This window comes from Synechococcus sp. ATX 2A4 (genome assembly GCF_024346375.1).
Classification (GTDB): Bacteria; Cyanobacteriota; Cyanobacteriia; order PCC-6307; family Cyanobiaceae; genus MW101C3.
Window position 1 is genome coordinate 86,048 of the sequence record NZ_JAGQCV010000009.1, and the last position, 15,782, is coordinate 101,829.

Below are 15,782 nucleotides of genomic sequence, written 5' to 3' on the forward strand. Positions count from 1 at the left end.
AAGGTTGACGCGCGCCTCCCACAAGCGGCGGAAGCCCGCACCTCGGCGGCCGCTGTTCTCCCGGTCCGTTGTGGGCTGCAGGGAGCCGGCGGCGCTCCAGCCGGATCTGGCTTAGAAAGGTGCCACGGGCGCGTGCCTGCGCGGCCGCCAACGGGTAACCCCCTCATCAGCCCCGCCCCGCCATGACCCTTTCGGCCACCCGTCCGGTGCCGGATGCCATCAGCCCCACCCAACAGCGCCTTGAGGTGGAGTTGTTGCTGGGGGAACGCGTGCTTCGTTCACAGGAGTTGGAGCAGGCCGATCCAAAGGCGTTTGAGGCCTGCCCTTCAATCAACAGTGAGCAGTGGCGCAGCCTCGGCTGCCTGCCGATCCGGCGTATCAGCAACCGAATCGTGGCCGCCGTGCCCACGTTCTGGGGGTTGGAGCAGCGCCGCGAGCTGATGGAGACGATCAGCGGCGACGGGCTCGAACCCGATCTGCGCCTGGGTCTCAAGGACGAAATCGAGGTGGTGCTCCGGGCACGGCTCGAAGAGCTGGCAGCAGCCGTCGCCCAGGGTGATGAAGGATCAAGCGATGCTCTGTCCAACCCCGATGAGGAGCAGGACGACAGCCAGCAGGAAGCCCGGGTGGAGCGGATCTCCCTGCTGGAGGATCTGAGCCTCGAACCGCAGCTGGACGAAGCTCCGCCGGAAGACGACGCCTTCATGAACCTGGAGGAGGGCATCGCCGCCTCCAGTGCATCGCCGGTGGTGAGCCTGGTGAACCGGATTTTGATCAAGGCGATCGACACCGACTCCAGCGATGTGCACGTGGAGCCTCAAGAAGAGGGTCTGCAGATCCGCTTCCGTCAGGACGGCGTGCTGCAACCACTGGAACTGCTGCCGAGAAGCCTGATCCCTGCGATCACCTCCCGGCTCAAGATCATGGCCGACCTGGACATCTCCGAACGCCGGATGCCTCAGGACGGCCGCATCCGGCGGGTGTTCAAAGGCCGCACCATCGAACTGCGGGTGAGCACCCTGCCCAGCCGCTGGGGGGAGAAGGTGGTGATGCGGCTCCTGGACAGCTCCGCCACCAAGCTCGGCCTCGACAAGCTGATCAGCTCACCAGCGATCCTCAATCTGGTGCGCACGCTGGGTTCCCGCCCTTTCGGCATGATCCTGGTCACCGGACCCACTGGATCAGGGAAATCCACCACCCTCTATTCCCTGCTCTCAGAGCGGAACGTACCGGGCATCAACATCTCCACGGTGGAAGACCCGATTGAGTACATGCTCAAGGGCATCACCCAGACCCAGGTGAACCGCGACAAGGGCTACGACTTCAGCAATGCCCTGCGGGCCTTCATGCGGCAGGACCCGGACGTGCTGCTTGTTGGGGAAACCCGGGACGGCGAAACGGCCAAGACCGCCATTGAAGCGGCGCTCACCGGACACCTGGTGCTCACCACCCTCCACTGCAACGACGCTTCCAGCGCGATCGCACGCCTCAATGAAATGGGGGTGGAGCCCTTTCTGATCAGTGCCTCCCTGTTGGGCATCGTGTCGCAGCGGTTGCTGCGGCGGGTGTGCATGAAGTGCCGGGTGAGCTACCACCCCGGCCCCGAGGAACTCGGCCACTTCGGCCTGCTGTCGACCCCCGACACCAAGGTCACCTTCTACAAAGCCTTTCGACCCGAACCGGATACCACCCATGTCTGCAGCGTCTGCCAGGGGCGGGGCTACAAGGGCCGCATCGGCGTTTATGAGGTGCTGCGGCTCAACGAAACGATTGCGTCAGCGGTGGCTCAGGGGGCGAGCACGGATGTGATCCGCAAGCTGGCTCTTGAGTCTGGGATGAAAACCCTGCTTGGCTATGGCCTGGACCTGGTGCGGGAGGGACTCACCACCCTGGAGGAGGTGGAGCGCATGCTGCTCACGGACACGGAGCTTGAATCGGAGCGCCGGGCCCGGGCGCTCACTACCTTGACCTGCAGCGGCTGCGGCGCCGGGCTCAAGGATGAATGGCTGGAATGCCCTTACTGCCTCACTGAGAGGATCTGACCCTTGAAGCGCCCGGTTGCGCCGTGCAGAATTGCCCAACGTTTCGGTAACCACCCCACTCCACCATGCCCATGGAACTCCTGATCGAAGATTTCATGCGTGAGCTGGTGGAAGCCAAAGGCAGTGATCTCCACTTGGCTGCGGGCCAACGCCCCTACGGGAGATTCAATGGCGAACTTCGGCCGATGCACGAGGAAATGCTCACCGAGGAAACCTGCAACCGACTGATCTTCTCGATCCTCAACAACGCCCAGCGCAAGCATCTGGAGCAAACCTGGGAGTTGGACTGCTCCTATGCCCTTCGCGGTCTGGCGCGTTTTCGGGTGAATGTTTACAGCCAGCGGGGCACCTATGCAGCTTGCCTGCGGGCGCTGAGCAGCAAGATTCCCACACCGGAAGACCTCTGTCTCCCTGAGGTGGTGGTGAAGATCACCGACCGGCCCTCGGGGCTCGTGCTGGTGACCGGACCGACCGGCTCCGGCAAAAGCACTACCTTGGCCAGCCTTCTGGATCACATCAATCGCACCAAGGCCGTTCACGTACTCACCGTTGAAGACCCGATTGAATTCACCTATCGCAACAATCGCAGCCTGGTGCATCAACGCCAGCTGAACGACGACACCAAAAGTTTCAGCAACGCCCTCCGTGCCGCACTGCGGGAAGACCCTGATGTGATTCTGGTCGGTGAGATGCGCGATCTGGAAACAATCCAGTTGGCGATCACGGCAGCAGAAACGGGTCACCTCGTCTTTGGCACGCTCCATACGAGCTCCGCCGCTCAGACGGTAGACCGGATGGTGGATGTGTTCCCCTCCTCCCAGCAGACCCAGGTACGCGTGCAGCTCAGTGGCAGCCTTGCCGCCATTTTTGCTCAGACCCTCTGCAAACGTTCCAATCCAGAGCAGCATTCCTGGGGGCGCGTGATGGCGCAGGAGATCATGATCAACACCCCGGCCATCGCCAACTTGATTCGGGAGGGGAAAACGGCTCAGGTTTACTCCCAGATTCAGACTGGTGCTCAGCAGGGCATGCAAACCATGGAGAAAGCCCTCAGCGCGCTTGTCCTTCGCGGTGAGGTCAGCGCTGAGGAGGCTCTCTCCAAAACGGCCAAGCCAGAAGAGCTCAACCGCCTGCTCAGCACCCTTTCTTAAGCGTTTCCCCGATGGCCTCGTTTCTCGCCACCTACACCACCAGCAAAGGGCAGAGCAAGGAGTTGCGCGTCAGTGCCGTGGACTTGGCAACTGCGCGCCGCGACCTCAGGAAGCGCGGCATTCTTCCCACCAACCTGCAGGCTGTCAGCAGTTCAGGCTCCTCTTCCACTTCCCGTGCATCGGCATCAGCGGCACCTGCAACGGCTCGATCAACACCGACAAACCGTTTCATTGCCACCTATCGCGGCAGGGATGGCAAGCCCAAGGACCTGAAACTGGCCGCAACCGATATGGCGGGGGTCCGCAGTGAACTGAGGCGCCGGGGCATCACCGCCACCAAGGTTGTTCAAGACCTTGGTGGTGCTACAGCGTCTGGAGGTGACAAACCCCAGGGTGGCAGCCTGCTGAGCAAGGAAATCAATCTGGGGCCGTTGCTTGAAAAATCGCCCGGCGTCAGGGATAAAGCACTGTTTGCCAACAAACTTGCGGCCTTGGTGGATTCCGGAGTTCCGATCGTGCGCAGCCTGATTCTGCTCGCCAATCAGCAGAAGAATCCGGTTTTCAAGCGTTCCCTCAAGGCGATCAGCCTGGAGGTGAGCCAGGGCGAAACCATGGGCAGTGCGATGCGCAAATGGCCCAAGGTCTTCGATCGTTTGAGCATCGCCTTGATTGAGGCCGGCGAGGTGGGGGGCGTGCTCGATGAATCCCTCAAGCGGTTATCCATGTTGCTTGAGCAGACCTCCAGGCTTCAGAACCAGATCAAAGGGGCCTTGGGGTATCCAGTGGCGGTGTTGGTGATCGCTGTGGCTGTGTTCCTGGGCATGACCATCTTCCTGATCCCAACCTTTGCGGGAATCTTTGAGCAGCTTGGTGCTGATCTGCCGCCGTTCACTCAACTGATGGTGGACCTCAGCGCCCTGCTGCGTTCTCCCTTTTCCATCTACCTGACGGGAGCGATAATTCTTATCGCAATCCTGTTCGGCAAGTATTACAAAACCCCAATCGGACGTCGGCAAGTGGATGCCGCCATCCTCAAGCTTCCTCTATTCGGGGATCTGATTCAGAAAACATCCACGGCACAATTCTGCCGCACCTTCAGCTCTCTCAGCCGTGCCGGTGTTCCGATTTTGCAAGCACTGGAAATCGTGCGAGATACAGTAGGAAACAGCGTTCTCTCTGATGCAATTGACAATTGCCGGGGCGAACTTCAGAACGGCGTGCTTCTGAGCGTTGCCCTCTCTCGCAAGCGCGTTTTTCCCGAAATGATGTTAAGCATGCTGGTGGTGGGCGAAGAAACAGGGGAGATGGATTCCATGCTCTCGAAGGTGGCCGACTTCTACGAAGATGAGGTTACGGCGGCGGTCAAGGCGCTCACCTCCTTGCTTGAGCCGATCATGATCGTGATCGTTGGCATTATTGTGGCCTCCATTCTACTGGCCATGTATCTGCCAATGTTCTCCGTCTTTGAAAAGATCAGATAGGTCCTTGCCTTAATAGACAATGACTCAGCCAAATCCTGGCTCAATCAGATTCATCTTCAACCATGCTATTGCGTGAAAAACCACATGCCTCGCACAAAGGCAATCTGTTGCACAAATCTCTTCAAGATGAAATAGTCCTCTGGTCTCTATCGTTGTGATTCGATCATTGCTGCTCACCGATTATCTTGATAAACACTGTTCTCGGGAGCGTTGAATGATCAGCGCTCCTTTTCAGTAACCAGATCAATGTCAGCGTTCCTTTGGCTGACCTCAGCTCAGTTCGCCGCTGCTGGCTGTTTTGCCTGCTGAGCGATCGCCTGTCCCGCCAGCCAGCCGGAGGTCCAGCAGTGCTGAAAGTTGAAGCCGCCGGTGACCCCATCGATATCCAGCAGTTCACCGGCCAGGAACAGGCCCGGCTGCTTCCTGCTCTCCATCGTGGCCAGGTTCACCTCGCCCAGGGCCACACCGCCGGCAGTGACGAACTCTTCGCCAAACGGACCCCGGCCGCGGACCGCATACCGGCTGGCCCGCAATCCCTCCAGCACCCGGCGCTGGTCGGCCTTGCCGAAATCGGCCCAGCGCTTCTGTCCATCCACCCCATGCCGCTCGAGCAGATGCAACCACAGACGCCGGCTCAGCTCCGGCCAGGGCCGGCAGGCCGCCAGCTGGCGACGGGGCTGCTCCTGGCGGCAGGCGGCCAGCAGCGCTTCCACATCAGCGGCGGAGCGGCCCCCACACCAGTTCACCTTCAAGCTGGCCTGATAGCGGTGGTCTTTGAGGGCACGGGCCGCGAAGGCGGTGAGGCGCAGGGTGGCGGGACCGCTGAGCCCCCAGTGGGTGAGCAGCACGATGCCGCTCTGGCGGAAGCGTTCCCCTGCCGGTAGCTCCAGGTCCAGGTCCACCGGCTCCATCACCACGCCACTGAGCGCTGTCAGGGGATTGGCCTCCAGCGCGAGGGTGAACAGCGAGGGCACCGGCGGCACCAGTTGATGGCCAAGCCCGGCGGCCAGCTGCCGCCCGCTGGGGTGGCCACCGGTGGCCAGCAGCAACCGCTGGCACTCGAGCGGTTGCTCGCGGTGGCGCACCTGCAGTGCAAAGCCGCCCGCCGCTGAAGCCGCTGCCCCCCGCAGTGCGGCCCCGCGCCAGACGGTGACACCGGCGGCCGCCGCAGCGGCCTCCAGGGTTTTGACCACGGAACTGGAGCGGTTGCTGCGCGGAAACAGCCGGCCGTCGGGCTCCTCCACCAGCTCAAGGCCATGGCCGGCGAACCAGCGCAGCGTGTCGCCGGTGGCGAAGCGGCTGAAGGGCCCCAGCAATGCCCGCGCCCCGCGGGGGTAGTGGCCCACCAGGGCACGCGGATCCCAGCAGGCATGGGTGACATTGCAGCGGCCGCCGCCGCTGATCAGCACCTTGCCAAGAGGTTGGTCGGTGGCCTCCAGCAGCAGCACCCCGGCCAGTCCGGCCTCCGCCGCCGTGATCGCCGCCATGTAGCCGGCCGGGCCACCACCGGCCACCACCAGGGGGCACTCAGAAGGCAGCATGGGGAGATGGCAGAGGGTGAGTTGCAGGTGGGGCGGAAACTGCCCGCGCACCGGTTCAGTGTGGCGCCGATGATGGACTGCACCGACCGGCACTTCCGGGTGCTGATGCGGCAGATCACCCGCCGCAGCCTGCTCTACACCGAGATGGTGGTGGCTCAGGCGCTCCACCACGGCCGGCGGGAGCGGTTGCTGGATTTCGACCCCAGCGAAAAGCCTCTGGCTCTGCAGGTGGGCGGGGATGACCCTGCGCTGCTGGCGGAGGCCGCCGACCTGGCCGCCGCCTGGGGCTACGACGAGATCAACCTGAACGTGGGCTGCCCCAGCGAGAAGGTGCAGAAGGGCCGCTTCGGGGCGTGTCTGATGGCGGATCCAGAGCAGGTGGCCCGCTGCGTGGAGGCGATGGCTGCGGCCAGCCCCTTGCCGGTCACGGTGAAGCACCGGATCGGCATCGATGAGCGCGACAGTTACGCGGAACTGCTGGCGTTCGTGGAGCGGGTGGCCGGCGCAGGCGCCGCCCGCTTTTCCGTGCATGCCCGGAAAGCCTGGCTCACGGGGCTCGACCCGAAGCAGAACCGCACGGTGCCACCCCTGCGCTATGACCGGGTGCACCGGCTCAAGCAGGAACGGCCTGACCTGACGATCGAGCTCAATGGAGGGCTGCAGGATCTTGAGGCCTGCCGGCCCCACCTCCAGCACCTCGATGGCGTGATGGTGGGGCGAGCGGCCTACGAGCATCCGCTGCGCTGGAACCGCGTCGACGCTGACTTGTTCGCCAGCAGCGCCACACCGATCGCCACGCCCTCAAGCGTGGTGTGCGGACTCGTTCCCTATGCGGAGCAGTGGTGCGCCAGCGGCGGCCGGTTGTGGCCGATCGCGCGGCACCTGGTGCACCTGGTGGAGAGCGTTCCGGGAGCACGGCACTGGCGCCGGCGCCTTGGGGAAGCCGCCGGCAAGGCCACTGCCGGAGCCGAGGTGCTGGAGCAGGCCTGCCGTGAACTGGAGGAGCAGGGGCTCTGAGGGTTCCGGTTTCAGGCGAGGCGGTACCTCAGACGCAACGTTTTCAGGCGCTGCGGTTCAGGCCTTGCCGTTCCAGGCCTTGCGGTTCCAGGCGCTGCTAGCTCGCACTGGGGCTCAAGGCAGAACGCGTGGGCTTACTGGAAGCGACTGCGATCTTCCCAGCCACGGCTGCCACGCTCCGAACTGCCACGCTCCGAACCGCCTTGGTCTGAGCTGCCGCGATCGGAGGACCCCCGACCAGAGCCGCCCCCCCGATCGCCATAGCCTCCACCCCCTCCGTAGCCGCCACCACCGGCATAGCCGCCACTGCGGCGCGGCCCACCGCTGCCCCGGGGCTCGGCCTTGTTGATGCGCAACGGGCGGCCCATGAGCTCCACGGTCTGCAGGCCGTCGATGGCCTTGCTTTCCGTGGCCTCATCGGCCATCTCCACAAAGGCAAAGCCGCGTTTACGTCCTGTGTCCCGCTCAAGGGGGAGGGAACAACTCACGACTTCGCCGAAAGGCGCAAACAATTCAGCCACATCTTCCTGCTCAGCGCGGAAGGGGAGGTTGCCGACGAAAATGCTCACTGACCGAAGAAACCGATTGGACCGAGAAGTGGGGCCTTGATGGCGTCAACCTCGAAGGCCTCGGAAAGAACCCATCGGAGCTGACACTCCAACCCTAGGCCCGCCATTCTCTGCTTCAGGGGTTTTTCGCTGGAATCTGATCCAGCCGCTGGCGCATTAGGGCAAGTTGTTCACGCACCCGATCGAAGCCCGTTCCTCCTTCGCTGCGGCGCGCTCGCACCACCTGCCGAGGTTCGATGGCGGCATACACATCCGCCTCAAAGGCGGGATGCAACGCCTGCCAGCGCTCAAGCGGCAGCTCACGCAGCAGCAGGCCTTCAGCCAGGCAGCGCTTCACCAACCCCCCTACCAGTTGGTAAGCCTCGCGGAAGGGAACATCGCGGGCCACCAGATAGTCGGCCACATCGGTGGCGTTGGAGAAATCGGCGGCCACCGCCTGCTCCAGGCGCTCCGGACGAAACCGGATGCCTTCCTCCAGCAGGATCGCCATCGCCTCCAGGCAGTCTTCGGTGGTGCGCACCACATCGAAGAGCGCTTCCTTGTCTTCCTGAAAGTCTTTGTTGTAGGCCAGGGGCAATCCTTTGATCATCGTGAGCAGGGCCTGGAGATGGCCGAACACGCGGCCCGCCTTGCCCCGCACCAGTTCCGGTACATCCGGATTCTTCTTCTGGGGCATCAGGCTGCTGCCGGTGGCACATCGGTCGGTGAGGGCCACGAAGCCGAATTCCTCACTGGCCCAGAGAATCACCTCCTCCGCCAGGCGGCTGAGGTGGGCCAGGATCAAGCTGGCCGCCGCACTGAATTCCACGGCGAAGTCGCGGTCACTGACGGCATCGAGGCTGTTGGCATAGATCGCCTCGAAACCCAGCTCGGCAGCCGTCTGGCGGCGATCGATCGGCACGGGGGTGCCCGCCAGGGCCGCTGCCCCGAGCGGGCAGATGTTCACCCGCCGCCGCACATCTCCCAGACGTTGCCGGTCACGCGCCGCCATCTCCACGTAGGCGAGCAGATGGTGAGCGAGGGAGAGCGGCTGGGCCCGCTGCAGGTGGGTGTAGCCCGGAATGAGCGTGTCAACGTGCTGCTCCGCCTGGGCCAGCAACGCGTGCTGGAACCGCAGCAGGGCCCCATCGAGCCCGTCGATCTTTTGCCGCAACCAGAGCCGCAGATCGGTGCCCACCTGATCGTTGCGGCTGCGGCCGGTGTGCAGCTTCTTGCCGAGCGGACCAATCAGGGCGATCAGCCGGTGCTCCACGGCGAAGTGCACATCCTCTGCCTCCAGGCCGGGATTGAAGCTGCCAGCCGCTGCTTCCGCCCGCACCAGCTCCAACCCCTCGATCAACCGCTTCGCCTCCGCCGTGGTGATCACGCCGCAGTTGCCGAGCATGCGGGCATGGGCCACCGAACCATCCAGGTCCTGAGGCAGCAGGGCGATATCAAAGCCGATCGAAGCGTTGAAGCGCTCGATCGCCGGATGCAGTCCCTCCTCGAAGCGAGCGCTCCAGCTGCCGTCGCCGCCGCTGGACACCCCTCGGCCGCTCGCTGAAGGGGAAGACTCTGTGGCCATGTCCGCCGAGATGTGTCGTCTGGCAAAGCTTTGCACCCGGCGGCCGGGGGCTTCAGCCGGATAGCGCTGGCAGCATCACCGCATCGCGCACCTTCAGCACCACCATCGAGGCGTCGTCCTGAAGCTGGCGATCGGAGCCCACGAAACGATCCAGGCGGGTGAACAGCTGATCGAGAATCCCCTGCGCCCCCAGCCCAGAGCGGCAGGAGCGATCAAAGGCTCGCATCAGCCGGGTTTCATCGAAGCGCTCATTGCCGACCCCGGCGGCCTCGGTGACGCCATCGGTGTAATACAGCAGCACGTCGCCCGGCTCCAACACCAGGCGCTCGCAGCCGTATTCGGCCTCGGGCTGCAGGCCGATCAGCAGGCCAGGGGCATCGAGGCGTTCGAGCGTGTGGGCCTGGCGGCGCCAGATCAGCGGCGGGTTGTGCGCCGCATTGGCAAAGCGCAGCACGCGGGTGCGGGGGTCGTAGTCGGAATAGAAGAGCGTCACGAACCGGTGCGAATGGGCCAGGTCTTCCTGCGCCAGCTGGTTGAGATCACGCAGGATCCGATCCGGCGCATGGCCGCTCAGCACTTCCGCCCGCAGCATGCCCCTGAGCAACGTCATCAGCAGGCCAGCGGGAATCCCCTTGCCCATCACATCGCCCATCACCAGCGCCCAGCGCTCGGTTTCGCGGCGCCGTCCCACCAGCTCGGGGCGGGTGGGAATGAAGTCGTAGTAGTCACCGCCGACGCGGAAGGCTGGCCGGCAGCGGGCCGCCAGATCCACCCCTTCAATCACGGGGCACTGATCGGGCAACAGCTGGGACTGGATCTCGGCGCCGGTGCTGAGCTGGCGATCAAGCCGCTCATGCAGGCGCATGTCCTCCTGCAGCACCTCGTTTTCGATCGCGACGCCGGTGAGATCAGCCACCAGCTGCACATGGCGCCGGTGCACATCGCTCCAGCTGGGCCCATCGCCCTGGCTGGAGCCGAACACATAAAGCCTGCCGCGCTGATGGTTGCGGGCCACCACCGAGGTGCCGAACATCGGCACCTGGCCCAGCAGGCGGCGCATCTCCAGATCCAGCTGGGCCACCACCGCGTCGTCGCCGGCGCCGGCGGCCAGATCCTGATCACTGAGCCCGGCCAGATGGCTCACCAGGTGGCGGCAGCGCTCCGGTGGCGAGGCATGCAGCTGCTCGCGCCAGAGGCGGCCATCGGCGTGAAACACCACCAACAGGCTGCCCTGCGCCTCCACCAGCCGGGAGCAGACCAGGGGCACCAGCTCCAGAAAGCGGTTGAAATTGGTGAAGCTGCGCAGGGCAAAGGCCAGGGACGCCAGCAGCTCCTGGTTGCGCCGCTGCTCCCTGCTGAGGCTGTCGAGCAGTTGCCTCAGCGAGGCGGAAGCCGACAGGGTGCCATGGGCCCGCGGAGGGGGCGGAGGCACACGGGGGGGCGGCGTACTGCTCACGGGAGCGGCCGGGGGAGCGAAGAGTAGCAGTGGTGCGCGTTAATCGCTCAGTGAACGTGATGCCTCTAACCGGGTGGCTGGCGTCACCGGCTGAAGCAGCGAGCTGCCGCCCCCGGGCGGAGGGGCAGCCACAGCCAGCCCCGGCTCAGACCGCCAGCAGCGCCTCGACGAACTCGAAGCTGTTGAAGGGTCTGAGGTCGCGGATGCCTTCGCCCGCACCCACGAAGCGGATCGGCAAGCCGGCCTCGGAGGCCACTGCCAGGGCCACACCCCCGCGGGCACTGCCATCGAGCTTGGTGAGCACCACACCGGTGAGGCCGGCGGCGCTGGCGAAGGCCATGGCCTGGCGGAGGCCGTTCTGGCCCTGGCTGGCATCGAGCACAAGCAGCGATTCCACGCTGGCCTGGGGCGCCAGGCGATCGACGATGCGGCGCACCTTGCTGAGTTCCTCCATCAGGTTGTGCTTGGTCTGCAGGCGACCGGCGGTGTCAACCAGCACCAGCTCGGTGCCCTTGGCACTGGCGGCGCCGATGGCATCGAACACCACCGCCGCCGGATCGGCGTTGGCGCTTGGGTTGGCGATCACTGCCACCCCGCTGCGTTCGCCCCACACCGTGACCTGCTGCACAGCCGCGGCACGGAAGGTGTCGGCCGCGGCAATCAGGCAGCTGTAGCCGCTGCGCACCGCCAGGTTGGCCAGCTTGCCGAGGGTGGTGGTCTTGCCGACGCCGTTCACCCCCACCAGCAGCCACACGTTCAGGCGATCGCGTTGTGGGGCCAGCAGCGCCGTGCCGCTGGCCAGGATCGGCGCCTCCAGCACCCCACGCAGCTGCTCCTTGAGAAACCGCAATCCTTCGCCCGGATCGACCACCTCCTCGTTGAGGCGCTGCCGCAGCGCTTCGAGCACCTGGTCGGTGGCCTTCACCCCCACATCGGCGCGGAGCAGCAGGGTTTCGAGCTGCTCAAGCACCTCCGGGGTGAGCGGATCATCCCCGAGGGTTTCCAGCATCTGGCTGACAAAGCCCTGGCGGGTCTTCTCCAGACCGCGCCGCAGCCGGCCCAGCCAGTCGATCTCCTCCAGCGACACCTGATCGGCGCGCACCCCCTGGGCCGCCAGCACCTCCACCGACCAGGTGAAGGCGTCATCGAACGCTCCCAGCTGGGGAGCGGCGGTGTCGGCAGTGGTAGTGGCGGTGGCAGTGGCTGGTGCGGCAGGGGAGACGGAGCCTGGTGCGCTCTCCGGCTCCGGCCGTTCCAGCAACTCCTGCTGGCGCTCACGCCGCTGGGCCGCGGCCTGCTCCAGCAGCGACAGCTCCGCTGCCGGCTGCGGCGGCGCGGCAACCGGGGCGGGGGCCGGTTCGACGGCTGGGGCGGTGGTTGGGGCGGTGACGCCTTTGGGCTCCACTGGAGCTTGGGGCTTGGTGTCAGCTTGAGGCTCAGGCGACGCCGTTACTGCTGCTTCGGAATCGGGGGTGGGCGCTTGCAAGGCCTGAGCGGCATCCTGCTGGGCCTTCAGCCGCGCATAGGCCTCGCGCGCCCAGGCCAGAGCGTCCTGGTCGATGGCTCCAGCGGCAGGGGCAGCCGCTTCGACCGGCGCAGACCCAGCCTCAGCAGCTGCAGCAGAACTCTCCCTGCTGCCGGGTTGCCCGGGGTCGGACGGCTCAACTTCGGGCGCGGCGGGAGCGGGAGCTGCCGCGGGCTGGGGTGCGGATTGGCGCCGAAACCAGTCGAAAACCATGCCTGCCTCAGGGGGCCGCGGTGGTGAACCGCCGCAGAACGCCGTTGATCATCCGCCGTCCTTGCTCGTCGCTGTAGCGGTTGGCCAGATCGACGGCCTCGTTGCAGGCCACGGCCGCCGGCGTGCCGAAGGTGTCGAGGTCGACCGCCGCCAGCCGCAGGATGTCGCGGTCGATGCGTGGCAGGCGCTTCAGCCGCCAGCCCTCCATCACCTCATCGAGACGGCGATCGAGGTCCTCGCGGTGATCGAGCACGGCCCGCGCCCGGTCCACCGCGCCGCGGCGCACATCTTCCTGGTCGGCCAGCATCAGCAGGCGCGGCAGTTCAAGGCCCGCCGACAGGCGGTTGATCGCCTGCTCGGCGTGGGCCAGACCGCGCTGCAGGTGATCGCGCACCCGCACCACCTGATCGGCGGCATCCACCAGTTCGCTGTCGAGCAGTTGTTGCTGCGCCTGCTCCAGATCAACGGCGGCATTGTCGAGGGATTCCCGCACGCACTGGCTGAGGCTGGCGAGGGCCTGCTGCAACAGGCCTTCAAGCGAGAGGTCGGCGGCCGGAACCCGATCGCTCACCTGGCCCAGCATCAGCAAAGCCAGTTCTCTGGAAACGGAGCGACTCTGCATCGGATCGTCAGAAGGGGTGAGCCCCCTCAGGCCTTGGTGGAGGAGGGGGCGGTGAACAAGGGGGCGCGCAGCTGCGCCAACAGGCTGGAGAAGCTGCGGTTGCCCTGACCAGCACGCTCATCATCGGGGCTGACGATCCCCGCCGAAATGATCGTGCGGAAGGCATCCTCCACGGAGAGGTCGAGATCGCGGACGGATTGCTCGGGCACCACGGCATACCAACCGGTGGTGGGGTTGGGCGCCGTGGGGATGAACACGCTCAGCATCGGCTGATCGGACGTGCTCTGCATGGCAGCCCCCAACACGCCCGTGACGAAGCCGACCGCAAATAGGCCCTTGCTGGGGTACTCGACCAGCACCACACGGCGAAAGCGGGTGGAGTTGCTGCGGAAGACCGTTTCAAGCAGTTGCTTGAGCGTTTTGTAGACCGAACCCGCCAGGGGTATGCGCTGGAGGGTGCCTTCGCCGAAATCCAGCAACCAACGCCCCACAATGTTGCGCGCCATCAGGCCGATCAGCAGGATGCCGAGCAGCGGCACCAACAGACCCACGCCAAGGTTGATCAGCTCCTGCAGGAGCGGGCTGAGCGTATTGAAGGGATTGAATTGCTTCGGAATCGTGGTGAGAAACGCGAGCACGAAGCGGCTCACCGTGGTGGCCAGCCAGATCGTGGTGGCGAGCGGAATCACCACCAGCAGACCAGCGATCAGGTCGTTCTTGAGATCCTGGCGAAGCCGGTTCCCCAGGGGTTCATCAGGGCGGGGATTCGATTGCACCAAGAGCGGGCCGGAACGACCGGACATCAAAAAATCGGACTTCAACCTAGCCAGGCACCGGAGACGCCGTTAAGCGGCGGCCCATCTCGCCACAGAACGTCTGGGGCTCAGAGCACGGCGGCGAGCGCCACCAGCGCGAACGCCACCACCAGCACCACAGCGGAGGCCGTGCCGTTGAAACGGCGCTGGTTGAGGGCCAGCACGCTGGAGCGTTCCTCCTGCTTGAGCTGGTCCTGCATCTGCTGCAACTGGCGGTCGATGAAGCCGCGCGCGGCTTGCTCCTTCTGCTCAGGGGTGGCCTGGGGCGGCACCTGGCCCGCCTGCTCCGCCTGGCGCACCAGTTGCTCAATCACCTGGGGGTTGCTGCTCTGCTGCTTGGCCATTTCCAGCTGGCCCCGCTTGGTGGCCAGGCTCTGCTCGGTCTGGGCGGTGATCGAGCCATCGGCGCTCACCGTGACCGGCACCGCCAGGGCCAGGCCGATCGCCAGCAGCGCTGCCAGCACGGCGACCAGCCAACGCAAGGGGGTGCGGCCCTCATGGGGCACATCCAGGCGGCAGCCCAGCAGGATCAGCAGCAGACCCATCAGCGCCATTGGCGCCTGGCTGATCAAGCGTTCCACCAGCAGTTGCTGGAAGGTGGGTTCCTCCCAGGTGCCGATCAGGATCACGGAGGTGAGCTGCAGGGCAAGCAGCACCACCAGAGTGAGACCGAGCCAGCGCAACAGCACGCCGAAACGTCCGGAAGAGGCGGAGATCACAGCAGAATGACGGCGATGCGCAACTGTACGGGTGGGATCGAAACCCGACCAGGAAGGCCTGACTCCGGCGGCTCTGGCAGTGGCGCTCAAACAGCAGGCGCAGGTGCTGGGATTTGCACCCGTGGGTCTGGCCGCCGCGGAGCACGGTCAGCGGATGCAGCTGCGCACGGCGGCTCTGCAGCGCTGGCTGGCCGCAGGCCACCACGCCTCGATGGACTGGATGGCCGATCCGCGCAGGGCAGAGGTCCAGCAGCTGCTGCCAGGGGTACGCAGCCTGCTGGCGGTGGGGCTCAACTACAACGTGGCCGCGACCCGCAGCCCCGGCCGACCCGCCATCGCTCGCTACGGCTGGGGCCGCGACTACCACCGGGTGATCGATGGCCGCCTGCGCCAGCTGGGCCGCTGGCTTGAGCAACGGGCGCCTGGGGTGCGCTGGCGCGCCTGTGTCGACAGCGCCCCCCTGCTTGACAAGGCCTGGGCCGAGCAGGCCGGCCTGGGGTGGATCGGCAAGCACGGCAACCTGATCCACCCCCGCAGGGGCTCCTGGTTCCTGATCGGCCACCTGCTCACCACCCTGGAGCTGCCCGCCGATGCCCCGGCAGAACCGCTGTGCGGGCGCTGCAGCCGCTGCATCGAGGCGTGCCCCACCGGCGCCATCACCGAACCGTTCGTGGTGGATGCGCGGCGCTGCATCGCTTTCCACACGATCGAAAATCGCGAACCACAGCTGCCGCCGGCGATCGGCGCCGCCATGGCGCCCTGGGTGGCCGGCTGCGACATCTGCCAGGACGTCTGCCCCTGGAACGATCAGGAGCTGCCCGTGTCGAGCGATCCCGACCTGCAGCCGCGTGCCTGGATGCTCGACCTGCAGCCGGAGGAGGCCCTGCAGTGGAGCGACGACGACTGGGACGAGCGGCTGCGGGCCTCGGCCCTGCGGCGCATCAAGCCCTGGATGTGGCGCCGCAACCTGCGGGCGGTGCTGGAGCAGGGCACGGCTGGCGGTGGATCGGGGGGCAGGGAGAGGGAATCCGACTGCGAAAGCCGAGAAGTGCCCATCTAAAGTGAGT

At 65.6% G+C, this 15,782-nt stretch carries 12 protein-coding genes and 1 pseudogene; 5 read left to right on the forward strand and 8 right to left on the reverse strand.

Translation table 11 applies throughout. The features are described 5' to 3' along the window. The first annotated feature begins 182 nt into the window (after window positions 1-182). The 3 genes from KBY97_RS10115 to KBY97_RS10125 all read left to right on the forward strand — a co-directional run bounded on the left by KBY97_RS10115 (window position 183) and on the right by KBY97_RS10125 (window position 4,674). Window positions 183-2,042, forward strand: a complete 1,860-nt coding sequence (locus KBY97_RS10115; protein WP_255146761.1) for a GspE/PulE family protein — start codon at window positions 183-185, stop codon at window positions 2,040-2,042. Between the two features lie 71 nt (window positions 2,043-2,113). Beyond that, window positions 2,114-3,193: a type IV pilus twitching motility protein PilT gene (locus KBY97_RS10120; protein WP_399217640.1), complete on the forward strand. Its 1,080-nt coding sequence runs from the start codon at window positions 2,114-2,116 to the stop codon at window positions 3,191-3,193. 11 nt (window positions 3,194-3,204) lie between these two features. Further along, window positions 3,205-4,674 carry a type II secretion system F family protein gene (locus KBY97_RS10125; RefSeq protein ID WP_255146762.1) on the forward strand — a complete coding sequence of 490 codons (1,470 nt, stop codon included), beginning with the start codon at window positions 3,205-3,207 and terminating at the stop codon, window positions 4,672-4,674. A 275-nt stretch (window positions 4,675-4,949) separates the two neighbouring features. Here KBY97_RS10125 and KBY97_RS10130 read toward each other — a convergent pair whose 3' ends face one another. Further along, window positions 4,950-6,215, reverse strand: coding sequence for an NAD(P)/FAD-dependent oxidoreductase (locus KBY97_RS10130; RefSeq protein ID WP_255146764.1), 1,266 nt, complete (start codon window positions 6,213-6,215; stop codon window positions 4,950-4,952). A 69-nt stretch (window positions 6,216-6,284) separates the two neighbouring features. On the opposite strand from KBY97_RS10130, the gene dusA reads away from it, so the two are divergent. Next, the gene (gene dusA, locus KBY97_RS10135) at window positions 6,285-7,232 is read left to right on the forward strand and encodes a tRNA dihydrouridine(20/20a) synthase DusA (RefSeq protein WP_255146766.1); all 948 of its coding nucleotides are present in this window, start codon (window positions 6,285-6,287) and stop codon (window positions 7,230-7,232) included. A gap of 146 nt (window positions 7,233-7,378) precedes the next feature. Here dusA and KBY97_RS10140 read toward each other — a convergent pair. The 7 genes and pseudogenes from KBY97_RS10140 to KBY97_RS10170 form a co-directional block, all read right to left on the reverse strand. Then, window positions 7,379-7,801, reverse strand: a pseudogene (locus tag KBY97_RS10140) (RNA recognition motif domain-containing protein); the annotation flags it as partial. Window positions 7,802-7,916: 115 nt separating this feature from the next. Further along, complete coding sequence (argH, locus tag KBY97_RS10145; RefSeq protein WP_255146768.1) at window positions 7,917-9,365, reverse strand: argininosuccinate lyase; 1,449 nt, start codon at window positions 9,363-9,365, stop codon at window positions 7,917-7,919. Window positions 9,366-9,417: 52 nt separating this feature from the next. Continuing rightward, window positions 9,418-10,821: a PP2C family protein-serine/threonine phosphatase gene (locus KBY97_RS10150; RefSeq protein WP_255146770.1), complete on the reverse strand. Its 1,404-nt coding sequence runs from the start codon at window positions 10,819-10,821 to the stop codon at window positions 9,418-9,420. Window positions 10,822-10,966: 145 nt separating this feature from the next. Beyond that, complete coding sequence (gene ftsY / locus KBY97_RS10155; RefSeq protein ID WP_255146771.1) at window positions 10,967-12,559, reverse strand: signal recognition particle-docking protein FtsY; 1,593 nt, start codon at window positions 12,557-12,559, stop codon at window positions 10,967-10,969. A 7-nt stretch (window positions 12,560-12,566) separates the two neighbouring features. After that, the gene (gene nusB, locus KBY97_RS10160) at window positions 12,567-13,181 is read right to left on the reverse strand and encodes a transcription antitermination factor NusB (protein ID WP_255146773.1); all 615 of its coding nucleotides are present in this window, start codon (window positions 13,179-13,181) and stop codon (window positions 12,567-12,569) included. Between the two features lie 26 nt (window positions 13,182-13,207). Continuing rightward, on the reverse strand, window positions 13,208-13,960 hold the full coding sequence (locus tag KBY97_RS10165) for a DUF502 domain-containing protein (RefSeq protein WP_255146828.1): 753 nt from the start codon (window positions 13,958-13,960) through the stop codon (window positions 13,208-13,210). A 104-nt stretch (window positions 13,961-14,064) separates the two neighbouring features. Beyond that, window positions 14,065-14,715, reverse strand: a complete 651-nt coding sequence (locus tag KBY97_RS10170; protein WP_255146774.1) for an HpsJ family protein — start codon at window positions 14,713-14,715, stop codon at window positions 14,065-14,067. Window positions 14,716-14,746: 31 nt separating this feature from the next. Here KBY97_RS10170 and queG point away from each other — a divergent pair, with 31 nt between their 5' ends. Then, window positions 14,747-15,775 (forward strand): tRNA epoxyqueuosine(34) reductase QueG, encoded by a 1,029-nt coding sequence (gene queG / locus KBY97_RS10175; RefSeq protein ID WP_255146775.1) that lies wholly within the window; start codon window positions 14,747-14,749, stop codon window positions 15,773-15,775. Window positions 15,776-15,782: the final 7 nt, after the last annotated feature.

What these genes read in the sequence shown, in the direction of transcription:
- KBY97_RS10115 (WP_255146761.1), top strand. Translation starts at nt 183, where the DNA reads ATGACCCTTTCGGCCACCCGTCCGGTGCCGGATGCCATCAGCCCCACC.
- KBY97_RS10120 (WP_399217640.1), top strand. Translation starts at nt 2,114, where the DNA reads ATGGAACTCCTGATCGAAGATTTCATGCGTGAGCTGGTGGAAGCCAAA.
- KBY97_RS10125 (WP_255146762.1), top strand. Translation starts at nt 3,205, where the DNA reads ATGGCCTCGTTTCTCGCCACCTACACCACCAGCAAAGGGCAGAGCAAG.
- KBY97_RS10130 (WP_255146764.1), bottom strand. Translation starts at nt 6,215, where the DNA reads ATGCTGCCTTCTGAGTGCCCCCTGGTGGTGGCCGGTGGTGGCCCGGCC.
- dusA (WP_255146766.1), top strand. Translation starts at nt 6,285, where the DNA reads ATGATGGACTGCACCGACCGGCACTTCCGGGTGCTGATGCGGCAGATC.
- argH (WP_255146768.1), bottom strand. Translation starts at nt 9,365, where the DNA reads ATGGCCACAGAGTCTTCCCCTTCAGCGAGCGGCCGAGGGGTGTCCAGC.
- ftsY (WP_255146771.1), bottom strand. Translation starts at nt 12,559, where the DNA reads ATGGTTTTCGACTGGTTTCGGCGCCAATCCGCACCCCAGCCCGCGGCA.
- nusB (WP_255146773.1), bottom strand. Translation starts at nt 13,181, where the DNA reads ATGCAGAGTCGCTCCGTTTCCAGAGAACTGGCTTTGCTGATGCTGGGC.